20 protein-coding genes and 1 pseudogene are annotated in these 19177 nt (G+C 70.9%); 11 read left to right on the top strand and 10 right to left on the bottom strand.

The annotated features are described in order from the left end of the window. Positions 1-350: 350 nt before the first annotated feature. Genes ABD209_RS16995 through ABD209_RS16985 form a run of 3 tightly spaced genes read right to left on the bottom strand, consistent with a single transcriptional unit; the run spans position 351 to position 4293 of the window. Positions 351-1268 carry a DMT family transporter gene (locus ABD209_RS16995; RefSeq protein WP_344068453.1) on the bottom strand — a complete coding sequence of 306 codons (918 nt, stop codon included), beginning with the start codon at positions 1266-1268 and terminating at the stop codon, positions 351-353. Between the two features lie 3 nt (positions 1269-1271). After that, complete coding sequence (gene pknB / locus ABD209_RS16990; protein ID WP_344068450.1) at positions 1272-3383, bottom strand: Stk1 family PASTA domain-containing Ser/Thr kinase; 2112 nt, start codon at positions 3381-3383, stop codon at positions 1272-1274. A 46-nt stretch (positions 3384-3429) separates the two neighbouring features. Then, positions 3430-4293 carry a LysM peptidoglycan-binding domain-containing protein gene (locus ABD209_RS16985; RefSeq protein WP_344068447.1) on the bottom strand — a complete coding sequence of 288 codons (864 nt, stop codon included), beginning with the start codon at positions 4291-4293 and terminating at the stop codon, positions 3430-3432. Positions 4294-4519: 226 nt separating this feature from the next. Between ABD209_RS16985 and ABD209_RS16980 the strand changes: the two genes are divergently transcribed. Continuing rightward, complete coding sequence (locus ABD209_RS16980; RefSeq protein ID WP_324387379.1) at positions 4520-4876, top strand: Rv2175c family DNA-binding protein; 357 nt, start codon at positions 4520-4522, stop codon at positions 4874-4876. A 126-nt stretch (positions 4877-5002) separates the two neighbouring features. On the opposite strand, the gene ABD209_RS16975 is transcribed toward ABD209_RS16980, so the two are convergent. Beyond that, positions 5003-6082 (bottom strand): polyprenyl synthetase family protein, encoded by a 1080-nt coding sequence (locus tag ABD209_RS16975; protein WP_344068444.1) that lies wholly within the window; start codon positions 6080-6082, stop codon positions 5003-5005. A gap of 109 nt (positions 6083-6191) precedes the next feature. On the opposite strand from ABD209_RS16975, the gene metF reads away from it, so the two are divergent. Beyond that, entirely contained in the window at positions 6192-7064 is an 873-nt protein-coding gene (metF, locus tag ABD209_RS16970) for a methylenetetrahydrofolate reductase [NAD(P)H] (protein WP_324387381.1), read from the top strand. Positions 7065-7100: 36 nt separating this feature from the next. Next, entirely contained in the window at positions 7101-7640 is a 540-nt protein-coding gene (locus ABD209_RS16965) for a DinB family protein (protein ID WP_344068441.1), read from the top strand. A 4-nt stretch (positions 7641-7644) separates the two neighbouring features. Here ABD209_RS16965 and ABD209_RS16960 read toward each other — a convergent pair whose 3' ends face one another. Together ABD209_RS16960 and ABD209_RS16955 are read right to left on the bottom strand one after the other, a co-directional pair. Beyond that, the gene (locus tag ABD209_RS16960; RefSeq protein WP_344068438.1) at positions 7645-8145 is read right to left on the bottom strand and encodes a YbaK/EbsC family protein; all 501 of its coding nucleotides are present in this window, start codon (positions 8143-8145) and stop codon (positions 7645-7647) included. A gap of 163 nt (positions 8146-8308) precedes the next feature. Further along, entirely contained in the window at positions 8309-8863 is a 555-nt protein-coding gene (locus ABD209_RS16955) for a LysE family translocator (protein WP_344068435.1), read from the bottom strand. 98 nt (positions 8864-8961) lie between these two features. Between ABD209_RS16955 and ABD209_RS16950 the strand changes: the two are divergent. Both ABD209_RS16950 and ABD209_RS16945 read left to right on the top strand, forming a co-directional pair. After that, positions 8962-9372, top strand: a pseudogene (locus ABD209_RS16950) (LysR family transcriptional regulator); the annotation flags it as partial. An 84-nt stretch (positions 9373-9456) separates the two neighbouring features. Beyond that, complete coding sequence (locus ABD209_RS16945) at positions 9457-9846, top strand: LysR substrate-binding domain-containing protein (protein WP_344068456.1); 390 nt, start codon at positions 9457-9459, stop codon at positions 9844-9846. 160 nt (positions 9847-10006) lie between these two features. On the opposite strand, the gene ABD209_RS16940 is transcribed toward ABD209_RS16945, so the two are convergent. The 3 genes from ABD209_RS16940 to ABD209_RS16930 are packed head-to-tail and all read right to left on the bottom strand — an operon-like array spanning position 10007 to position 11225. Further along, on the bottom strand, positions 10007-10330 hold the full coding sequence (locus ABD209_RS16940; protein ID WP_324387386.1) for a type II toxin-antitoxin system PemK/MazF family toxin: 324 nt from the start codon (positions 10328-10330) through the stop codon (positions 10007-10009). Positions 10331-10337: 7 nt separating this feature from the next. Then, the gene (locus ABD209_RS16935; protein WP_344068431.1) at positions 10338-10577 is read right to left on the bottom strand and encodes an antitoxin MazE5; all 240 of its coding nucleotides are present in this window, start codon (positions 10575-10577) and stop codon (positions 10338-10340) included. A 33-nt stretch (positions 10578-10610) separates the two neighbouring features. Beyond that, positions 10611-11225: a TIGR03086 family metal-binding protein gene (locus tag ABD209_RS16930; RefSeq protein WP_344068429.1), complete on the bottom strand. Its 615-nt coding sequence runs from the start codon at positions 11223-11225 to the stop codon at positions 10611-10613. 86 nt (positions 11226-11311) lie between these two features. Here ABD209_RS16930 and ABD209_RS16925 point away from each other — a divergent pair, with 86 nt between their 5' ends. Then, on the top strand, positions 11312-12202 hold the full coding sequence (locus tag ABD209_RS16925; RefSeq protein WP_344068427.1) for a helix-turn-helix domain-containing protein: 891 nt from the start codon (positions 11312-11314) through the stop codon (positions 12200-12202). A 174-nt stretch (positions 12203-12376) separates the two neighbouring features. Here ABD209_RS16925 and ABD209_RS16920 read toward each other — a convergent pair whose 3' ends face one another. Then, a complete protein-coding gene (locus ABD209_RS16920; protein WP_344068425.1) occupies positions 12377-12715 on the bottom strand; it encodes a P-loop nucleotide/nucleoside kinase family protein in 339 nt (112 codons plus the stop codon). Between the two features lie 108 nt (positions 12716-12823). Here ABD209_RS16920 and ABD209_RS16915 point away from each other — a divergent pair, with 108 nt between their 5' ends. The 5 genes from ABD209_RS16915 (at position 12824) to ABD209_RS16895 (ending at position 19158) form a co-directional block, all read left to right on the top strand. Continuing rightward, positions 12824-13531, top strand: coding sequence for a hypothetical protein (locus ABD209_RS16915; protein WP_344068424.1), 708 nt, complete (start codon positions 12824-12826; stop codon positions 13529-13531). A gap of 168 nt (positions 13532-13699) precedes the next feature. Further along, the gene (locus ABD209_RS16910) at positions 13700-13864 is read left to right on the top strand and encodes a hypothetical protein (protein WP_344068421.1); all 165 of its coding nucleotides are present in this window, start codon (positions 13700-13702) and stop codon (positions 13862-13864) included. Between the two features lie 193 nt (positions 13865-14057). Beyond that, positions 14058-14348: a DUF6504 family protein gene (locus ABD209_RS16905; protein ID WP_344068419.1), complete on the top strand. Its 291-nt coding sequence runs from the start codon at positions 14058-14060 to the stop codon at positions 14346-14348. Between the two features lie 44 nt (positions 14349-14392). Further along, positions 14393-14833 (top strand): SAV_6107 family HEPN domain-containing protein, encoded by a 441-nt coding sequence (locus ABD209_RS16900; RefSeq protein WP_344068416.1) that lies wholly within the window; start codon positions 14393-14395, stop codon positions 14831-14833. A 239-nt stretch (positions 14834-15072) separates the two neighbouring features. Further along, positions 15073-19158 (top strand): DNA polymerase III subunit alpha, encoded by a 4086-nt coding sequence (locus tag ABD209_RS16895; RefSeq protein WP_344068413.1) that lies wholly within the window; start codon positions 15073-15075, stop codon positions 19156-19158. Positions 19159-19177: the final 19 nt, after the last annotated feature.

Genomic DNA, 19177 nt, shown 5'->3' with positions numbered 1-19177 from the left:
GGGAGACGCCCCAACGACGAACTCGCCACCCGCTACAGAGCCTGGCTCGCCGCCGCCTGAAACTCCCCCTCCCCAAAGGCTTGACACGCAATAGGAGCATCAGTCTCTGACCGTCACCGGGCAGGTCTCGATGGCCCTTGACACCCCGACTCAGCACACCTTCGGGGACGTCGAGCAGGGCAGACCCTGTTGGAGGTCACCTAAATGCTGCTACGCCGTGTTATCGAAACCACGGACGGACGGGGTCCCCGCGAAGTATTGGAGCTGGGTCCCACGCTCTGCGTGGGCCGAAGGAGCGGAGAACTGCGGAGGGTGTCCTAGCAGAGTTTAGGAACAGGGGGTCGGTGCGCTCAAGGGGCGTCGTGGTGCAGGGCCTCGGCGGAGCGCGGGTCGGCGGGCGGGTGGGTGCGGCCGGAGAGTTCGGAGACATACATCGCCGCGAGGACGAGGGCGCCGCCCAGGAGCATGCGCGAGGTCGCGGATTCCCCACCGAAGAGCACGGCGAACAGAGCGGCGAAGACCGGCTCGGTGGTCATGATGATGGCCGCCCGGGTGGCGTCGAGGTGGGCCTGCGCCCAGGTCTGCGCCCAAAGCGCGAAGGCCCCGGCCACCAGCGCCATATAGAGCAGCGATGCCCACTGCCCGCCGGTCGCCGGCAGCGTGATGCCGCCCGGGAGCGCGGCCACGAGGCAGACCGCGGCGATGACGCCCGCCTGGACGCTGGCCATCCCCGTGGCCTGAGCCGGTGTCGACCACTGGCCGAGGCCGACGATGTGCAAGGCATAGAGCAGCGCCGCCGCCAGCGTCAGGCCTTCGCCCTGCCCCACGGCGAAGCCGCGCAGCGAGAGCACGCCGAGACCCACGGTGGCGAGCAGCACGGCCACCCACAGGGCGCCCGGGATGCGCTTGCGCAGGATCACTGCCCCGCAGATCGGGGTGAGCACGACATACGCGCCGGTGACGAAGCCGGAGACCGAGGCCGAGGTGTGCTCCAAACCCGTGGTCTGCAGGAGTTGGGCGCAGCCGTAGAGCGCGCCCAGCAGCAGCGAGAGTCGCAGCTGCCGGCGGGGCAGGGCCAGGATCTGCGCGCGGAAGACGACCGCCATGACGATGGCGGCGATCGTGAACCGGACGAACAGGAAGTCGGCCGACGGCACGTGCTGCACCAAGTCGCGGATCAGGAAGAAGGTCGACCCCCAGGTCGCCGTCATCAGCACCAGCAGTCCGGTGGCGAGCAGGGTCGTCCGCCGGGTCGACGTCGCGGCCATCGCCTAGACGATCGTGATGGTGATGGTGCTGCCCTTGGGGGCCTTGGTGCCGCCGGGGGGCGTCTGGCCGGTGCACATGTCCAGCGGCGCGCCGAGGAAGCGGTCGACCTTGACGTCGAAGCCGGCTGCCTTGAGCGTGGCCACGGCCTTGGCCTCACTCATCCGGAACACGCTCGGGACGTTGACCATCTCAGGGCCCTTGGACATCGCGATCGTGACGGTGTCGCCCTTGACGACCTGGCCGCCGACCGCCGGGTCCTGGGCCGCCACCGTGTCCTTGTCGTATTCGGTCGAGAACACGGTGTCACCCTCGGTCAGGGTCAAGCCGCTTTGCTCGGCCAGGGTCTGGGCGTCCGCGAGGGACATCCCCCGGAAGTCGGGCACATCGAAGGGCTGCGGCCCATTGCTGATCACGATCGAGACGGGGGTGCCGCGCTTGACCGATGCGCCCTCGCTGGGGTCGGAGGAGATGATCCGCCCCTTGGCCACCGTGTCGGAGTAGGCCTGCGTGATCGGGCCCAACTCGAGGTTGACCTTCGCCAGGCGCGCCGTCGCCGTCGCCTTGGAGGCGCCCGCCAGCGTGGGCACCAGATAGCGCTCCTGCCCCTTGGAGACGGTGAGGGTAACCGTCTGCCCTCGCCGCAACTCGGCGCCCTTGTCGGGTTTGGCGGAGATCACGATCCCCGAGACGACGTCCTCGCTGAACGCCGGGACGTCCTTGGCCTTCAGGTGTGCCCGGTCGAGTGCCGTATGAGCGTCCGCGACCGAGAGCCCGGCCAGCGTCGGGACCGTCGTGGGTGCGCCCGGCCCGATGGTCAGATAGGCGGCGATCCCACCCGCCGCGATGAGGAGCACCGCGAGGACGGCGGCGAGCAGGCCGCGCCGGCTCCGCTTCGGCGGCGGCGGGGCGGGCGCCGGCGCCGCTGCGGTGCGGCGCAACGGCTTGGCGGGGACGGCGCCGTGAGGGGACACCTCGCCGTCGTCGGGGGACGCCGAACCTCGTCCACCGGAGCCGCGCCCCCCGGTGGCTAGGCCGGCTCCGGCCGCCGAAGGCGCCGGGGCAACCCGTGGCAGAGCCGCCCTGCCTCCCGGGTCGCGCGTGCCGTCGGCGACTGCCCCCGCGGCTGCCCCCGCGGTGGCCCCCGTCAGGGCGGCTGGGGACACGGCATAGGGGGCGGTGTGCTCGGTGGGGTCGCTGACCGTCGGTAGGACCGAGGTGTCATTCGTCGCTGCTGCGCTGCGCGAAGGGCGGTCGTCCAGTGCGGCACCGAGAGCGCCGCGGACGAGCCGGACGCGCGCGAGGAGCTCACCGGCGTCGGCCGGGCGATCGGTGGGTTCCTTGGCCGCCGCGCTCAGCACGAGGTCGTCGAGCTCCGGAGCCAGCCCCGCGACGATGGTCGACGGCGTCGGCACGCCTTGGTGGAGATGCTGGAAGATGACATTGGGGATGGACTCGCCGGTGAAGGCCTTGCGGCCGGTGAGCATCTCGAAGAGCACCAGGCCCGCGCCATACACATCGCTACGCGGCGTGACCTGGCTCAACTCCATCTGCTCCGGCGAGATATAGGACAAGGTGCCCAGGACTTCGCTGGTCGCGGATGTGACCGTCTCGCTGGTGACGGCGCGGGCCAAGCCGAAGTCGGCGACCTTGACGACGCCGTCCGCGCGGACCAGAACGTTCTCGGGCTTGACGTCGCGGTGGACGAAGCCGGCCTGGTGAGCAACGGCCAACGCCTTCAGCATCGGCTCGAAGATGTCCAGAGCGGCCCGTGGGGCCAGGGCGCCGTCGGTGTCGACGATGTCGCGCAGGTTGCGGCCCGGCACGTATTCCATGACGAGGAAGAGCAGGTCACCGTCGCGGCCCTGGTCGAAGACCCCGACGATATTGGGGTGGGCGAGCCGGGCAGCGGCGCGAGCCTCGCGGTGGAAACGGGCGACGAAACTGTCGTCGTGCGCCAGATGCGGACGCATCACCTTCAGGGCGACGTCGCGATCGAGGCGGGTGTCGAGCGCGCGGTAGACGGTCGCCATACCCCCGGTGGCGATGCGCTCGAGGACCTGGTAGCGACCGTCGACGACCTGGCCGATCAGGGCGTCCGGCCCCACCTCATTCACCGGCAAAGTCTACGGCCCCCTTCGGTGGCGTCCGCGGGCGGCGCGCTCAGAGGCGCTGGCGGAAGTAGTTGACGTTGGCGACGTATTGCCGTGTGTCGGAGTACCACCCGCGCGCCCGCACCGAGCCCAGGCCCTGGTAGTAGGCAGCGATGACCTCGTCGCGGTTGCTGGCCATCTTGGTCAACTGACGGATGATCACGACGCCCGCGGTGACATTGTCGCGCTGGTCGTGCAGGTTGAGTTTGCGGTTGATCAGGCTGCTGGCCCAGGTGCCGCTGCCCGGCATGACCTGCATGGTACCGACCGCGCCGACCCCGGAGGTGACGCCCTGGTTCCAGCCGGATTCCTGCCAGGCGATGGCGAGCGCGAGGCGGTGGTCGACGCCATACCGGTTGGCGGTGGCGACGATCAGGTCGCGGGTCGCGGTGCGCGAGGTCATCCCGCGGACGGGGGACTTGGTCGTCGCCTTGGGGCTGGACTCGAAACTGCGGTCGACGCGACTGGTCGCGCCGGGGATCGAGAGGCGCTGGCCGGGGAGGATGAACCGGCTGGGGGAGATGCCATTGGCCTTGGCCAGCGCCGAGATCGTGGTGCCGTAGCGGGCGGCGATGCCGCTGAGGGTCTCGCCCGCGCGGACGAAATGACCGCTGGTGGTGCGCGCCGGGCGCTTCGCCGCGCTCGTGCTGCCGGACGGAATCGTCAGGACATCACCGGGGCGGATCAGGCGGGTGTTGGCGAGGTTGTTGGCCGCGGCGATCGCGCTCGTCGTCGTGTGATAGCGCAGCGCCAGACCGAAGACGGTGTCACCCGAGCGAACCGTATGCCGCTGCCCGCTGCTGGTGTGCTGGGCAAGGGCTGGAAGGTCGATCAGGGCCGGTGGGGTGGCGGGCAAGGTGAACAGGGGGGCCATTCGAGTGCGTCCTTCCAGGACGGGGGCAGGGCAGTCCCGGTGCGCTGAACCGGAGTGACGGGAGAGTCGCGTGGGACACGAGGATAGCGAAGTTGCGCGTGTGGCGCGTGGGGCCAGGCGCCGGGACGAGTTCTACTCCGGAAGCTGCCACCGTGAATTCCGCCCGAATCCCGAGTCCGTCGAAGCCCGAAGATCCCCGCAGGCGTTGGGCGCTAGGCTCCCGGGCGTGGATCTCGATGCCCTGGTCGGCGACTGGCTGACCGTCCCCGACCTGTGCGAACGCCTCGGCCTGAGCCCCTCCGGTGTGCGCCGGCTGATCGAGGAGCGCGAATTCGTCGCCGTGCGTCGAGGCGAGCGGTCGGTGCTCAGCGTCCCGGCGGCGTTCGTCGATGAGGCCGGCCCGCTGGCGGCGCTCAAGGGCACCATCACGGTCCTGAGCGACATCGGCTTCGACGACCCAGAAATCATTGAGTGGCTCTTCACCCCCGACGACTCGCTGCCCGGCGGCGGCAGTCACGCGATAGACGCGATCCGTGCGGGGTTCAAGACCGAGGTCCGCCGGCGGGCGATGGAAGAGGGCTGACGCCTCGACCCCGACATGGTGATACCAGACCGGACCCCGCTGCGCGCAGGGACCGAGAACTGAAGTGCTCCTGCCGAGGCGTCGAACACGTCCTGTCGACGGGGTGGATGTGACCTCTCGACGGGGTCAGGCGTGGCGATCGGTGACGGTCTCGATCATCGCGCCGAGCGCGGCGGCGGCGTCCTGGTCGACATCAGCCCCGGCAAGCGCGTGCGCCGCCGACGTCGCGCGGGCGGCGATGGCTGCCTCGACGGCGTCGGTTGCCCCGCAGCCGGCAATGATCGCCCGGAGACGCTGGACGGCCTCGGGTGTCAGGGCGGCGTCGCCGAGGTGGGTCTCGACATACGTCCGGTCCGCGGGCGCGGCCAGCGCGAGCGTATGCGCGATCAGCACCGTCCGCTTGCCCTCGCGCAGGTCGTCGCCGGCCGGCTTGCCGGTCACCCCCGGGTCGCCGAAGACCCCCAGCACGTCGTCGCGCAACTGGAAGGCGATCCCCAGATCGAGGCCGTAGGCCGCAAGCGCCGCGAGAGCGGCCCCGGTCACCCCGCCCGTGCGCGCACCGATGAGCAGCGGTTGCTGGATCGAGTACTTCGCCGACTTGTAGGTGATGACTCGCTCGGCGATCGCCACCCGCTCGGCCGGGCTCGCGCCCGCCCACGGCCGCACGGACCCGACGACGTCGAGATACTGCCCGGCCATCAACTGCGCCCGCATCAGGTCGAACGTCGCCCGCCCGCGCTCGAGATCGGCGGACGGCAGCCCGCACTCGTCATACGCCTGGTCGGCCCACCCGAGGCAGAGGTTGCCGGCGAGAATCGCGCCGGCGACGCCGAAGGCCGATCCGTCGCCCTCCCACCCGCGCTGCGCGTGCGCGCTCGCCAGGGCGCGGTGCACCGTCGGCGCACCGCGCCGGGTGTCGGAAGAGTCGATGACGTCGTCGTGGATCAGGGCTGCCGCCTGGACGAACTCCATCGCCGACGCCAGCGCGACCGCACCGTCGGCGTCCGGGCGCCCAGCAGCGCGATAGCCGAGATAGAGAAAGGTCGGCCGTAGCAGCTTCCCTCCGGCCATCAACGCGCTGATGGCGTCGAGCAGGTCGTCGGCCTCGGGAGCGAGTTCGGTCAGATCGGCGCGTCCTCGCGCCAGTTGCGCGTGCACGGCGGTATCGATGCGTGGGCGGAGCGCCGTGATGTCGATGCCGGCCACCGCCGCTCCTCCCGCTGATCCCCGTATGCCTGCGCGACGGGCGCCGCCGGGTATCTCACCCTATCTACGCCATCGGTGGGCGCCGCGCGGGGCACGTACCCTAGCGGCCATGTCCATCCCCGCTGACCTGCGCGCCGGCCGGCCGACCGTCAGCTTCGAGTTCTTCCCGCCCAAGGACGACGCTGCCGAGACGACGCTCATGGACGCCATTCGGCGCCTCGAGCGGGCCCGTCCCGACTTTGTGTCGATCACGTATGGCGCGGGCGGCTCCAGTCAGGATCGCACCGTCGCGATCACCGAGCGGATCGCCCGCGAGACCACCTTGACGCCGCTGGCGCACCTGACCTGCGTCGGGGCTTCCGTCGCGCAGTTGCGCCAGGTCATCGGGGCGTATGCCGCCGTCGGGATCCGCAACGTCCTCGCCCTGCGCGGTGACCCGCCGCGGGGAGCCGTCGAGTGGGTCGCGCACCCGGACGGCCTCTCGCACGCCGATGACCTGGTCCGTCTGATCAAAACCCTCGGCGATTTCACCGTCGGGGTTGCCGCCTTCCCGGACGTCCACCCCGAGTCGGCAAGCTTCGAGGACGATGTCGAGGTGCTCGTCCGCAAAGCGGACGCGGGCGCCGAGTTTGCCGTCACCCAAATGGTGTTCGACGCGACCACCTATCTGCGGCTGCGCGATGCGGTCGCGGCCCGGCGAGACCTGCCGGTCACACCGGGCCTGATGCCGGTGACCAATGTCAAGCAGATCGCCCGGATGTCGGAGCTGATGGGAACGCCCCTGCCCGAGGCGGTCGTCGCGCGCTTGTCGGCGGTTGACGGCGACCCGGCGGCGGTTCGGGCCGTCGGTGTGGAGATTGCCACCGAACTGGCCCAGGCAATGCTCGCCGAAGGTGCCCCGGGCCTGCACTTCATCACCATGAACCGCTCGACCGCGACCCTGGAGGTCTTCGAAAATCTTGGCCTTTCGGCGGTCCGCTGACCTCATCCCGGCGAGCGGGCGGCATACGGTTGGGCCGTGAGCTTCGATGGCATGTGGGCGGCTCCGGGAGATGACCCGCGGGAGGCGATCGCGCCGGGGCGCGGTGAGAAGGCAGTGCTGGGGGAGTATCTTGACCGCTACCGGATGACGATCGAGCTCAAGTGCTCTGGGCTGACCCCGGCTCAGTTGGCAACGCGCTCGGTGCCACCGTCCACCCTGTCGCTGCTGGGGCTGATCCGCCATCTGGCCCGCGTCGAACACAGTTGGGCGAGAAGGGTTCTCGAAGGCCATCCCGAGCTGCCGCGGCTCTATCGCACCGAGGCCGAGCCCGACCTCGACTTCGACGGCGTCACGGCGGGCGAGGCGTGCGTCGCCGATGCGTGGGCGAGTTGGCGAGTCGAGGTCGCGCACGCGCAGGAGGTGTATGCCGGGCTCGATCTCGACACCATCGTCTCGGTGCGCGATCAGCAGATCGAGGCGCGCGATGTCATCGTCCACCTCGTCGAGGAGTACGCCAGGCACGCCGGCCACGCCGACCTGCTGCGCGAGTGCGTCGACGGGCGCACTGGCCAGTAGTCGCTCAGCCGACCACGGTCGTGGGGGTGCCGCCCGTCATGGTGAGGAGGTCGGCATACGTGGTCCGGAAGACGGTGTGGGAGTGGCCGGCGGCGGCCCAGACCTCTGCGTAGGCCGCGAGATCGGTGTCGACCAGCGTGCGCAGCGGGGTTGGGTGGCCGACGGGAGCGACGCCGCCGATCGCCATGCCCGTATGGGTGCGGACGAAGTCGGGGTCGGCGCGCTCCAGGGCCGCCATCCCCAGCACGCCCGCCACGTATGCCGTGTCCACCCGGTGCCCGCCGCTCGCCATCACGAGGATGGGAGTCTCGGTGCCGTCGGCGCCAATGCCCCTGAAGACCAGCGAGTTCGCGATCTCGGCCGGGGTGATGCCGAGGGCGTCGGCCGCGGCCTGAGCGGTGCGGACGGCGTCGGGGAGGACGCGCAACTCGGGCTCGAAGCCGCGCTCCGTGAGGGCGGCGCGGACGGCAGTCACGCCGGGGTGGGAGGTTAGATCGGGGGCCATGGAGGCGACCTTAGCCAGTGCGGATCGGCCGGCCGGCCATGCCCCGGTGATCGATGAACAAGAGCGCGGCCGCAATATCACTCAACGAGCCTGGAGGGGGGCGGTCAGAGGCCGGCGGCCACGGTGAAACCGATGCCGACCAGGCTCAAGCTGCTGACGCCCGTCAGGATCGTCGCCGGGCGCCGGCGGCTGAGCAGGGCTCGGCGCGCTCGGCCAGCCGGATGACGAGCACGTACCACGCCATCGTCACCACGGCCCAGAGCACGCCGAGCCCAGTCATCGCCCAGAACTGCGGCGCTTGCGCAGGCACGAACTGGGGGAGGAGCGCGATCGCGAAAAGGCCCGCCTTGGGGTTGCCGAGGTTGACCGCGAGACCGGTGACGAAGTCCGCTCGGGGTGAGGCCGCTTGCGCGGCAGTGTGATCCAGCGTCGCAACTGGGTGGCGCAGGGCGAGCAGCCCGCGGACACCGAGCCAGACGAGCACGACGCCGCCGGCGATGCGCAGCGTGGCGAAGGCGGCCGGGTTGGCGAGCAGGATGGCGGAGAGACCGGCCGCGGCGTCGAGGCTCCAGATCAGCAGGCCGGCGGCCGTCCCGAGATTGCTCATCATCGCCGCGCGCCGGCCGCGGACCAGGACTTGGCGAAGCATGATTGCCTGCCCGACGCCCGGGAGCATCGCGAGGAGCCACGTGGTGGTGACGAAGGCGAGAAGCTTCATGGGCTCCAGCGCGCTGAATCGCGCCGTTAACGAAAAGGTGCCTTTGCGCGCCCGATCTTAAGAATCATGAAGGCTGACGAGAGCGAGCACTTGCGCTTGCTCTTTTGATCCAGGACCACGGGTCGCTCGCCGGTGCCGCCGACGTCCTCGGTATCACCGCCGCGGCGGCAACGCAGAGGCTGGCAAAGGCCGAATCCGTCTGGGGCACAAGGCTCGTCGATCGTGGGCCGCGCGGTGCGCGGTTGACCCCTGACGGGGAGGTGCTTGCGGCATACGGGCGGCGCATCGACCGGGAGGCGCGGGAGGCACTGACGGAGTTCCGGCTCCGACGCGAGGGTGCGCGCCGGCGGCTGCGACTCGGTGCCTTCCAGCAGGCGGCGCTCCACCTGTTGCCGCGGGCGATGACGGCGCTGCGGCACCGCGTCGGCGACGCCGACCTGTCGGTGTTCGACATCCGGAGTGTCGACGCCTCCGGTTGGTCGCCGAGGGCGATCTGTATCTCGCGCTGATGGCGACCTGGGACAACGTGCCGGTCGCCGATCCCCGTGTGCGGGTCACGCGGCTGGCGGCCGATCCGATCGTCGTGATCCTGCCTGACGATCATCCGCTGGCGCGGCGCGGCGCGGCCGAGTCCGGTCGCCCTGCCGGAGCTGTCGGACGAGGCGTGGGTGGTGATCAGCGGGCGCGTGCACGCGCGGGCGCAGTTCGACCGCTCCACCGCCGCAGCGGGTTTCGCGCCGCGCGTGCGATTCGAGAGCGATTCGTATGACGTGGCGCAGGCCCTCGTCGCCACCGGCTATGGCGTCGCCCTGGTCTCACGAATGACGCTGCGGCACTGGCCCGGCGCGACCTGGCGCCCGCTGGTCCGGCCCCGCCTGCGGCAGACGATCCACATCGTGCGACCGGTTGAGGACACGCGCGCCCCGCTGGCCGCGACCCTCGCGGGCCTGCTGCGCGATGGCGCGCGCGACCTGGCCGACTGACGACACGTTCACCGAGTCGCTGTGGATCAACCGCACTCGTCTGCACGGCCAAAACCAAAGTGGGCTCGCCGAGGACCTCGACGCGGGGCCGAAAGCTGGCCGGACGCGCGGACGTCGACGTCGGGGCAACCAGTCAAGTCGACAGAAGCTCGAGGGTGTCTCACGAGCAGCCCATAGCGAGCGCCAGCGCCGAGCAGACCTCGCGCATTCGTTGCTCGCTGAGCTGGCCCAGGCGGCGAACCAGCGTGCGCACGGGCACGTCGACGACGGCATCGAGTTGCACCACGCATAGTTTTGGGACCGGGTCGTCGCCCGGCTCCAGCGGGACTTCGCTGGCCAGTCCACGGATCACCGTGCTGCATGAGGCAACCACGGTGCGTCGTCGGCCGACGATCGCGGCATCGCGGCTGAGCACGACCACTGGGCGAGCGCCGGCATCGGCCAAGTCGGCCCACCACACCTCGCCCCGGGTAGGCAGTGCCATCGCGCGATCACATCCGGCCGGCAGCGTCGAGGAAGGTTTCCAGGTCGCCCCAGTCATCCCGCGTGTGCATCGGATGCTCTGCATATGCCCGTGCATATTGCTGGTCGATCGCGGCATCGCGATAGCGGCGAAGCAATGCCTCCAGGGCGGATTCCAGTAACGACGAGTCGGTGCTAGGCCCATGGGCGGCTCGGGCGCGCGTCAGCAACTCACCGTCAACGGTGGTGCTGATTCGGATGCGGGGCATGCCATTATCGTGCCACGTTTATGGCATTCGGGATCAGGCGGGCGGCGCCCACTGCGGGTCGCGGCCCGACATGCCCACGAGCCGCTCGATGGCGGGCGCGTCGGCAGGCACCGGCACGCGGGGGGCAAAGGCCAAGCCCTCGCCCTGGAAGTCCGGCGTGAGCATCTGCTCGGCGAAGCCGATCGAGCCCTCGACCGCCTCGGGGGCCGGTGCCCAGACCTGTCCGGTCGCGACCGCCAGATCCCAGCCGTGCACCTGGTACTCCCAGAGCGTCATCGCCAGCGCCATGGCGCCCGGCATCGCATTGCCGTCGGCCAGGGTCAGGTCGCGCTCGGCGCCACCCGCCGCGATCCCGGCGACGATCGCCTCGCCCGCCGCGCGCACCTGGGCGCTCCCGGTCCCCTCCACCTGGACGGCGGCCGCGTCGGGCGCGTGGCCGCCGGGGTCGCTGAACCCAGCGCCGAAGGCGGTCGACCAACTGACGATGTGCTCACGCAGGTCGGCGACCGAGTAGTCGGTGCAGGGCGTCGGGTCGGCGTCGGCGCCCGCGGGGAGCGCGTCGAGCAGATCGGCGATGGCGAGCAGGACGTTGCGGGTCTCGGCCGCGGTGGCCTGGTGATGGGTGGGCGGGGGTGCATCGGTTGTCATACATCGACGGTATGTCCGCCTGCCCGCCCGGGACTTGAAGATTCGCGCCAACTTGGGCCACCGCATACGTCCGTAGGCTGGCGGCCGTGCCCACTCCACCCGACCCGCGCCGCGACACCCGCGCGATCCTCTATCCGGGGCAGATGCGTCAGTGGGTCACGCTCGAGCGCTTACCGGTCGGGCCGCAGTGGGTGGGCATCCTCGACTGGGCCTGGTCGGTCACCTGGGAGGTGCCGCCGGGGGAGAGCTACGCCCAGGATGTGCTCTCGCTGCCTGCCGTGAACCTCAGCGTCGGCACCACGCCGCCACCAGGCCCGAACCCCCCACCCGGCCCGTGCGCCGTGACCCCCCGCGTCGTCGGCGTCGCCTCCCGGCGCACCACGCGCGTGTTGTCGGGCTCGGGGTGGAATGTCGCCGTCAAGACGACGGTCGGCGGCTTCGGCGCGCTCGTCAATGGCTCGGTGGCGCAGTGGACCGACGCCGAGGTGCCGATGGAGCACGTGCTGCCCGTGGACTCGGCCGCCCTCGGGGCCGAGATGGCCCGGGCGTCGACCGGAGCCGAGCGAGCCGGGCACCTCCTCAGCGCGCTGGAACCCCTTCTGGCGCAGGCCGATCAGGCGCGGATTCGGACGGCCCGCGAGGTCGGCGCGATCGCCGAGGCGGCCACCGCGGACCCGGACTTGCGGCTGGTGGGGGAACTCGCGGCATACGCCGGCGTGAGCGTGCGGACGCTGCAGCGGCTGTTCGCGGAGTATGCCGGGATCTCACCGGCCTGGATGCTGCGCCGGCTGCGCCTGATCGAGGCGGCCGAGCGGGTCGCGCGGGGGGAGGAGGTGCGCTGGGCCGACGTCGCTGCGGATCTCGGCTACAGCGACCAGGCGCACCTGAGCCGCGAGTTCACCGCCGCCGTCGGCGCCACCCCGAGCGCGTATGCCGTGGCCCAGGGTCGTCCGCGCGCCTCTAGCCCCGAGCGGTGACGGTCCCGGCCGCCCATCAGGCCGGCAGTGGACCCAACCCGCCCTGGTGCCGTGTCCACGTGTCCACGCCGCGCAATTCATCGGCCATCGGTGACTCGAAAAGCGACGCTACCCAACGCAATTCGTCGAGTGTCATTGGGTAGTCGCCGCGTCCGGCCGCGGCGGCACGGTGGGTCAGGCGGTGCCACAGCTCCTCCACGGGCACGTCGAAGATGTGGAAGTCGATTTTCGCGCCGGCGGCGCGTGCATCGGCGAAGGTCCGCTCCCGCTCCGCTGCATCCACAGGCCGTCCTCGAGGATCACATCGCACCCCGTCAGCAGCAGGGTCATCGCGTGGTCGTACAGCCACCTCTGCAGCCGGTCGTGGAAGTCGGTGTCGGCGCGCGGCAATCCCAGGGGGCCCTGCCAGTCATCGGTGCACAGGCGCACGCCGCGGCCGGCCTGCTCCAAGCGCTTGGCTCGCGTCGTCTTGCCCGCGCCGGGCAGCCCGCAGAAGAGGGTCAGGATCGGCATACGAGCCGTCCGACGGCCGGGTGCATCACGGATGGGACTGTAGGCTGTCGCGGCGGATCCGGGCCTGCGGAGGCCGCCAGGGTCGATGACCCAATAGGCTTCGCGCCCGTGGGGAAACGCCGGATGGAGCGCCTCGATCCGGGGCTTGTGCACGCGACGGTCGTCCGACTTGCCGACCGGATCCGGGCGCGCTTCCCGGAGCGCCATCTCGGCCACGTCGCCGATGAACTCGTCACCATCGCCAAGAAGATCGACCATGAAGGTGACGGTGCCCGGCGGCGCCTGCACCGAGTGACGTATGCCGCGCGGCTCGGCTCCGTCCTCATCCTCGCCGCGACCTCGATCCTGCTTCTCCTGGCCGTGCGCGATGCCATCCGGCACGGGCCGGACACCACGATCGAGTGGGTGCCGCTGATCGAGTCGATGATCAACGACCTGGTCTTCGCCGGCATCGCGCTCTTCTTCCTGCGCGCTTGGCCGGAGCGGATTGAGCGTGGCCGGCTGCTGGCGACGCTGCACCGGCTGCGCTCGCTCGCGCACATCGTCGACATGCACCAACTCACCAAGGATCCCGAGCGGCTGCGGCCCGACTTTGTCCCCACCTCGCACTCGGTCGACCCCGGCCTCGGCCGCGACGACCTGGAGCACTATCTCGACTACTGCTCGGAGTTGCTCTCCCTGATCGGCAAGGTCGCGGCGCTCTGCGCCGAGGAGTCCGAGGACGCCCTCGTCCTGGACACCATCAGCACCATCGAGACCATGACGACGGGCATGTCCGGGAAGATCTGGCAAAAGATCTCGCTGCTCCCGAACTGATTGCCCTGTCCCGCCCCGGCATCCTGGTCGCTCTGGTGCCGCTGGGGGCTGCCCTCGCCGGGGTCGGCGTCGTCGGTGCGAATGTGCTGCGCGGGGCCTTCCGGATGCGCTATCTCCCCTCGGCGGTCATGGCCCGGGTCGTCTCGGCGTCGTCCCTGGTCGGGTGCCTTGCCTCTCGGCGGGCTGGCCGCGGGCTGGCTCGGCGATCGCCTCGGCGTCCGGGCGACGATCGCGGTGCTGGCCGGGCTGCACGCCCTGGCCTCGCTGTCGGTGCGGGTCGGCCCCTACCGGTCGGGCCGGCCGCTCCCGGAGGAGCCGATGGTGCTGCCCTGAGCCAAGGAGCCGTGACGCCCGAGGATCTTCCCGGGCCGGGCTTGACGGTCATGCATCGGCGGGGAGTATGGTCGTTCTAGAACATACGTTCGACGAACATTCGTTCTAGGTGACCTATTTCAGCCGCCCGGCGGCGATGTCGTCGACCCCCTGCGGCCGGCCATCGCAGCCTGCCTTAGTCGAGGAGACGCCCATGGCCCGTTGCTATGACGAACCGGTCCACGTCCAGGCCCAGGACGAGGTGATGTCCGCCTTTATCTGGCGGGGCCGGCTGTATGCCGTGCGCGGCCTGGTCGATCGCTGGACCGAGCGCCGCTCGTGGTGGCAGGACCCCGTGGGTGCGCCGCAGGCGGGGGAGCGGACCGTCTGGCGCGTGGAGGCGAGCGCCGGCCGGCATACGGGCACGGGGGTCTATGACATCGGCCGGGACACCGACGTCGACCAGTCCTACCCGAGCTGGACGCTACTGCGGGTCCAGGACTGAGGTCGGCCATGACAGCGGAAACCCTTGTGCGACAGGAGAAGACGGTGCACGAATCACGATTCGACGCGGCTCGGGTGGCGTCGGCGCTCGATCTGCTGGACGGGTCGAGCGCGTCTCTGGTCGAGGCCAGCCACGCCGGCGAAGTGGCGCAGCGCTATGTCATCGCCCAGCTCGCCGCCTTGCGCGCGGCCGCCGCGGTGCTGGCGGTTCGTGGCCCGCAACTGATCGGCACGCGCTCCACCGGTGGCCCGCGCAATCTGTGGGAGTTGCTGCCCGCGGTCGCGCCGGAGTTGCGAGAGTGGGCCGAGTTCTTCGCGCATACGGCCACCCGGCGCTGGGCGGTGGACGAAGGCCGGCAGGTGGTCTCGGTGCGCGAGGCCGACGACCTGGTGCGCTCGGCCGGCGAGTTCCACGACCGGGTTCGCCGCCTGCTCGGCCTGACCCGCGCCGCCGAACCCCTTCGCCTGACCCCGGCCCTGTCCTGATGGGCGCCTCTCGTGCCCGGCGCCGCCCGTGCACGGGTTTGTCACGCATACCCGGGTTTGTCACGTAGGCACCGGTCCGGACGGGTGTGGCCGTGGCGAACCGGTGTCATGGTGACGAACCGGTGTATGCGCGGCTGTCCCGTCAGCCCAGCAAGCCGACACCATCGCCTCGACCCCACAGTCGACGGGCGCACCCGACCTCAGAGATCTCAACCCATTCAGTCATCAAGTGACCCGCCATGACCGAGTTCACCCATCTGCACCTCGCCTCGGGCTTCTCCATGCGCTACGGCGCGGCGACCCCGGAGGCACTGATCGAGCGGGCCGCGCAGTACGGCCAGCCGGCGATCGCCCTGACCGATCGCGACGGGCTCTATGGGGCGATCCGCTTCGTCCAGGCCGCGGCCAAGGCCGGGCTCGCGCCGGTGCTCGGCGTCGACCTGGCGATGGCCGGTGGCATCCTCGACGCCCCGCCCGATCCGCGCCGCCGCCCGCCACGCACCCCGGCCCGGGGCGGCGCGATCGTCGACCCGCGCCTGCCGCGCATCACAGTGCTGGCCAATGGTTCCGGTGCCCACGGCCCCGCGACCGGCCTGACCTCGAGCCAGGGCTGGGCCGCCTTGTGCCGCATGGTCACCGACACCCACCTGCGCGGCGAGCGCGGCAACCCGATCAGCACCCCCTGGCAGGTCGCCAGATTCGCGGGCGGGTCGGCGCCGATCAACCCCGGGGACTTGCTGGCGGGGACCGAGGGGACGAGGGAGCCGGAAGGGCGTATCCCGAGCGGGGCGGGGGATGGGAGGTCGGGGCGATGGCTGGGTCTGGCGGGAGGCGGAGGTCGCGATGCGACTGACGCCGGATGGATTTTCGCCACGTCCCCCCACCCCCCACCCCGCGGTAACGACAACCAAGAGCGTGAACCGGCACGTTTGATAGCACTGCTCGGCCCCGACTCCGACGTCGGCCGGGCCGTGCTGCGCAAGGACCGCACGACCGCCCGCGCCCTCCTCGCGGCCTGGCGCGCGCTCCTGCCCCGCGACGGCTTGGTCGTCGAGATCGTCTGTCACGGCGGCCCCGACGGCACGTCCGGGTCGCGCAACCACGCCGCGCGGATGCTCGCGCTCGCCGACGAGGCCGGCATACCGGCAATCCTCACCGCCGCCGTCCGGCATATCGACCCGGTCGACGCGCGGATCGTCGATGTCCTCGATGCCGCCCGGCGACTCGTGCTGCTCGATCGCCGCCATCTCGACCGGGTCTCCGAGGCCGGCCACCTCGCGACCACTGCGACGATGCACCGGATCGCCCGTGAGGTCGCCGAGCGCGCCGGCCACATGAGCAACGACCGCGCCGACCGCCTGATCGCCGACACCCACGCCCTGGCGATGCGGTGCGCGCAACATCCCCGGCGCGACCTCGGGATCGGCGCGGTGCACCTGCCCGAGCCGGAGGTCGTCGGCATACCGGCCGGTGTCGATCCGCAGCAGGTGCTCGCCGAGCGCTGCCGCGCCGCCGTCCTGACGCGCTATCCGGACGCGGGCGAGAGTGAGCTGCGCACCGTCGAGGCTCGCCTCGACGACGAGCTGAATGTCGTTGCGGCACTGGGCTATCCGACCTATTTCATGACCGTCGCCAAAGTCGTCGACCTGATCCGCGAGCGGGGGGTCCGCGTCGCCGCGCGCGGCTCCGGCGCGGGCAGCCTGGTCAACTATCTCCTCGGGATCAGCGGCATTGACCCGGTCCGCTATGACCTGCTGATGGAGCGCTTCTGCTCGCCATTGCGCGCCGAACTGCCCGATATCGACATCGACGTCGAGTCCGCTCGCCGCACGGAGATCTATGAGGCGATCCTCGACCGCTTCGGCGGCGAGCGGGTCACGTGCGTGTCGATGATGGACACCTACAAGGTCCGTCACGCCATTCGCGATGTCGGCGCCGCGCTCGGTATGCCGCCCGTCGAGGTTGACGAGATCGCCAAGGCCTTCCCGCACATCCGCGCCCGCGACGCTCGCCAGGCGATCGCCGACCTGCCCGAGTTGCGCGCCCGCGGCCTAGACGGCGCCCAGCTCGCCACCCTCTTCGACCTCGTCGAGAAGCTCGACGGCCTGCCGCGGCATATCGCCCTCCACCCGTGCGGCGTCATCCTCTCCAACGCCACGCTGCTCGATCGCACCCCGGTGGAGGCGAGCTGGCTCGGCTTCCCGATGAGCCAGTTCGACAAGGACGATGTCGAGGCCCTCGGCCTGCTCAAGCTCGATGTCCTCGGCATCCGGATGCAGTCCTCGATGGCGTATGCCGTGGCCGAGATCGACCGCACCACTGGCGAGCGCGTCGATCTCGACGACCGCACCCAGGTGCCGCTCGATGACGAGCCGACCTTTGCGATGATCCGCACCACGCACACCCTCGGCTGCTTCCAGATCGAGAGCCCGGGGCAGCGGGAGCTGATCGGCAAGTTCGGGCCAGTCCGTTTCGAGGACCTGATCATCGATATCTCGCTCTTTCGCCCCGGCCCGGTCAAGTCCGACATGATCCGGCCCTTCCTCGAAGCCCGGCACGGGTGGAGCGAGGCGCAATTCCTGCACCCGAGCCTCATCCCGGCCCTGCAAGAGACCGAGGGCGTCGTCGTCTTCCACGAGCAGATGCTGCGGATCATCGCCGAGACGACCGGGGTCTCGCTGGCCCAGTCCGACGAGGTGCGCCGGGCGATGGGCAGCCCCAAGGGCATCGAGGAGATCGAGGGCTGGTGGCGGCCGGCGGCGCAGGCGCGCGGTTACGGCCCCGAGCACCGGGACCGGATCTGGGCGGTCCTGAAGGCCTTTGCCTCCTTCGGCTTCTGCAAGGCGCACGCGGCGGCCTTCGCGCTGCCGACCTATCAGAGCGCCTGGCTCAAGACCCACTATCCGGCGCACTTTCTCGCCGGCGTGCTGACCCACGACCCGGGGATGTATCCCAAGCGCCTGATCCTCGACGACGCTCGCGTCCACGGCATCGCCGTCCTCGGCCTCGACGTCAACGCCTCCGGCGATACCTACCGCGCTGAACGCCTCGACGACGAAACTCCCACGCTCGACGCCGACGGCTGGCATCCCGCGCCGGACCTCGACCCCGACACCGCCGACGGCCGCGGCTGGGGCATCCGGCTCTCGCTCGCCGATGTCAGCGGCATCAGCGCCGCCGAAGTCGCGCGTGTCGTCGCCGGCCAGCCGTATGCCAGCCTGGCCGACTTCTTCCACCGCGCCCAGGTCTCGCGGCCGGTCCTGGAGAAGCTCGTCCTCGCTGGGGCTTTCGATGCGATGTACGGCATGTCCGCCAGCGCGGGGGGCCTCGGCCGGCACGGCCGGATCACCCGGCGCGACCTGCTGCTCGGCGTCGCCGAGCTCGACCGCTGGGATCGCGGGCTGCGCACCGGCCGGCGCCGGGCCCGCCCGGGTGCGGCGTCGAGAGGTGGCGACACGCCGCATACGGGCAGCTCCGTTCGGCGTGTCGCCGACTCTCGACGCGACGGTGTCGGGTCGAGCGACGTGGCGCGACGGCCCGAGGTGTGGGTGGACCCACGCGATCTGGCGGCGGCGCAGTCGCAGGCAGCGGCGCCGGTGCGACCCGAGCCGGTCCAACTCGCCCTCGACCTCGGCGACGAGCCGCAGCTGACGGCAGGGTCGGGGTTGCCGGATATGGCTGTCCCCGAGCGCATTCGGGCCGAGCTCGACATTCTCGGCCTGGATGCGACGGGGCACGTGATGGATTTCTACGCGCCGATGCTGCGCGCGCTCGGGGTGACGCCGAGCAAGGATCTGTTGGGGCAGCGCAGCAATGCGACGGTCTTGGTCGCCGGAGTGAAGGTCGCGACGCAGACGCCGCCGATCCGCTCCGGGCGGCGGGTCGTCTTCCTGACCCTGGAGGACGGCACCGGCCCGTCGGACTCGACTTTCTTCGAGGACGTCCAAGGCCCGTATGCCGAGACCGTCTTCCATACCTGGCTGCTGCTGGTGCGGGGGATCACCCGCCGCACCGGTGCGCGCGGCATCTCATTGCGGGCGACCGGGGCGTGGGAGTTGACGGCGCTGTGGGAGGCGTGGCAGGCCGACGGCATCGACGCGGTGCGCGCCATGATGGCGGCCACCGACATCCCGCTCGACGCGCGCGGCAACCCGGTCACAGAGCGACGCAGCGGCGTGGCCGAGTCCGGCGGCCGGCGCCGCGTGCTGGTGCACGCTTCCGGCTTCCAGCAGAGCCCGTATGCCGACACTCGCCCCCCGGGCGAGAGCATCCAGCAGCAGGGCCGCAAGTTGTGGCACGCCAGCCCTGGCTCCTCCGGTTGGTGAACGGACCCGCTGTTCGGCG

It is taken from the genome of Nostocoides vanveenii (assembly GCF_039531165.1).
In the GTDB taxonomy this organism is placed as follows: domain Bacteria; phylum Actinomycetota; class Actinomycetes; order Actinomycetales; family Dermatophilaceae; genus Nostocoides_A; species Nostocoides_A vanveenii.
The sequence above is the reverse complement of the archived record's forward strand: the minus strand, read 5'-3'. Positions and strand labels throughout refer to the sequence as shown.

What these genes read in the sequence shown, in the direction of transcription:
- ABD209_RS16995 (WP_344068453.1), bottom strand. Translation starts at nt 1,268, where the DNA reads ATGGCCGCGACGTCGACCCGGCGGACGACCCTGCTCGCCACCGGACTG.
- ABD209_RS16985 (WP_344068447.1), bottom strand. Translation starts at nt 4,293, where the DNA reads ATGGCCCCCCTGTTCACCTTGCCCGCCACCCCACCGGCCCTGATCGAC.
- metF (WP_324387381.1), top strand. Translation starts at nt 6,192, where the DNA reads ATGTCCATCCCCGCTGACCTGCGCGCCGGCCGGCCGACCGTCAGCTTC.
- ABD209_RS16960 (WP_344068438.1), bottom strand. Translation starts at nt 8,145, where the DNA reads ATGGCCCCCGATCTAACCTCCCACCCCGGCGTGACTGCCGTCCGCGCC.
- ABD209_RS16955 (WP_344068435.1), bottom strand. Translation starts at nt 8,863, where the DNA reads ATGAAGCTTCTCGCCTTCGTCACCACCACGTGGCTCCTCGCGATGCTC.
- ABD209_RS16940 (WP_324387386.1), bottom strand. Translation starts at nt 10,330, where the DNA reads ATGGCACTGCCTACCCGGGGCGAGGTGTGGTGGGCCGACTTGGCCGAT.
- ABD209_RS16935 (WP_344068431.1), bottom strand. Translation starts at nt 10,577, where the DNA reads ATGCCCCGCATCCGAATCAGCACCACCGTTGACGGTGAGTTGCTGACG.
- ABD209_RS16930 (WP_344068429.1), bottom strand. Translation starts at nt 11,225, where the DNA reads ATGACAACCGATGCACCCCCGCCCACCCATCACCAGGCCACCGCGGCC.
- ABD209_RS16920 (WP_344068425.1), bottom strand. Translation starts at nt 12,715, where the DNA reads ATGCCGATCCTGACCCTCTTCTGCGGGCTGCCCGGCGCGGGCAAGACG.
- ABD209_RS16905 (WP_344068419.1), top strand. Translation starts at nt 14,058, where the DNA reads ATGGCCCGTTGCTATGACGAACCGGTCCACGTCCAGGCCCAGGACGAG.
- ABD209_RS16895 (WP_344068413.1), top strand. Translation starts at nt 15,073, where the DNA reads ATGACCGAGTTCACCCATCTGCACCTCGCCTCGGGCTTCTCCATGCGC.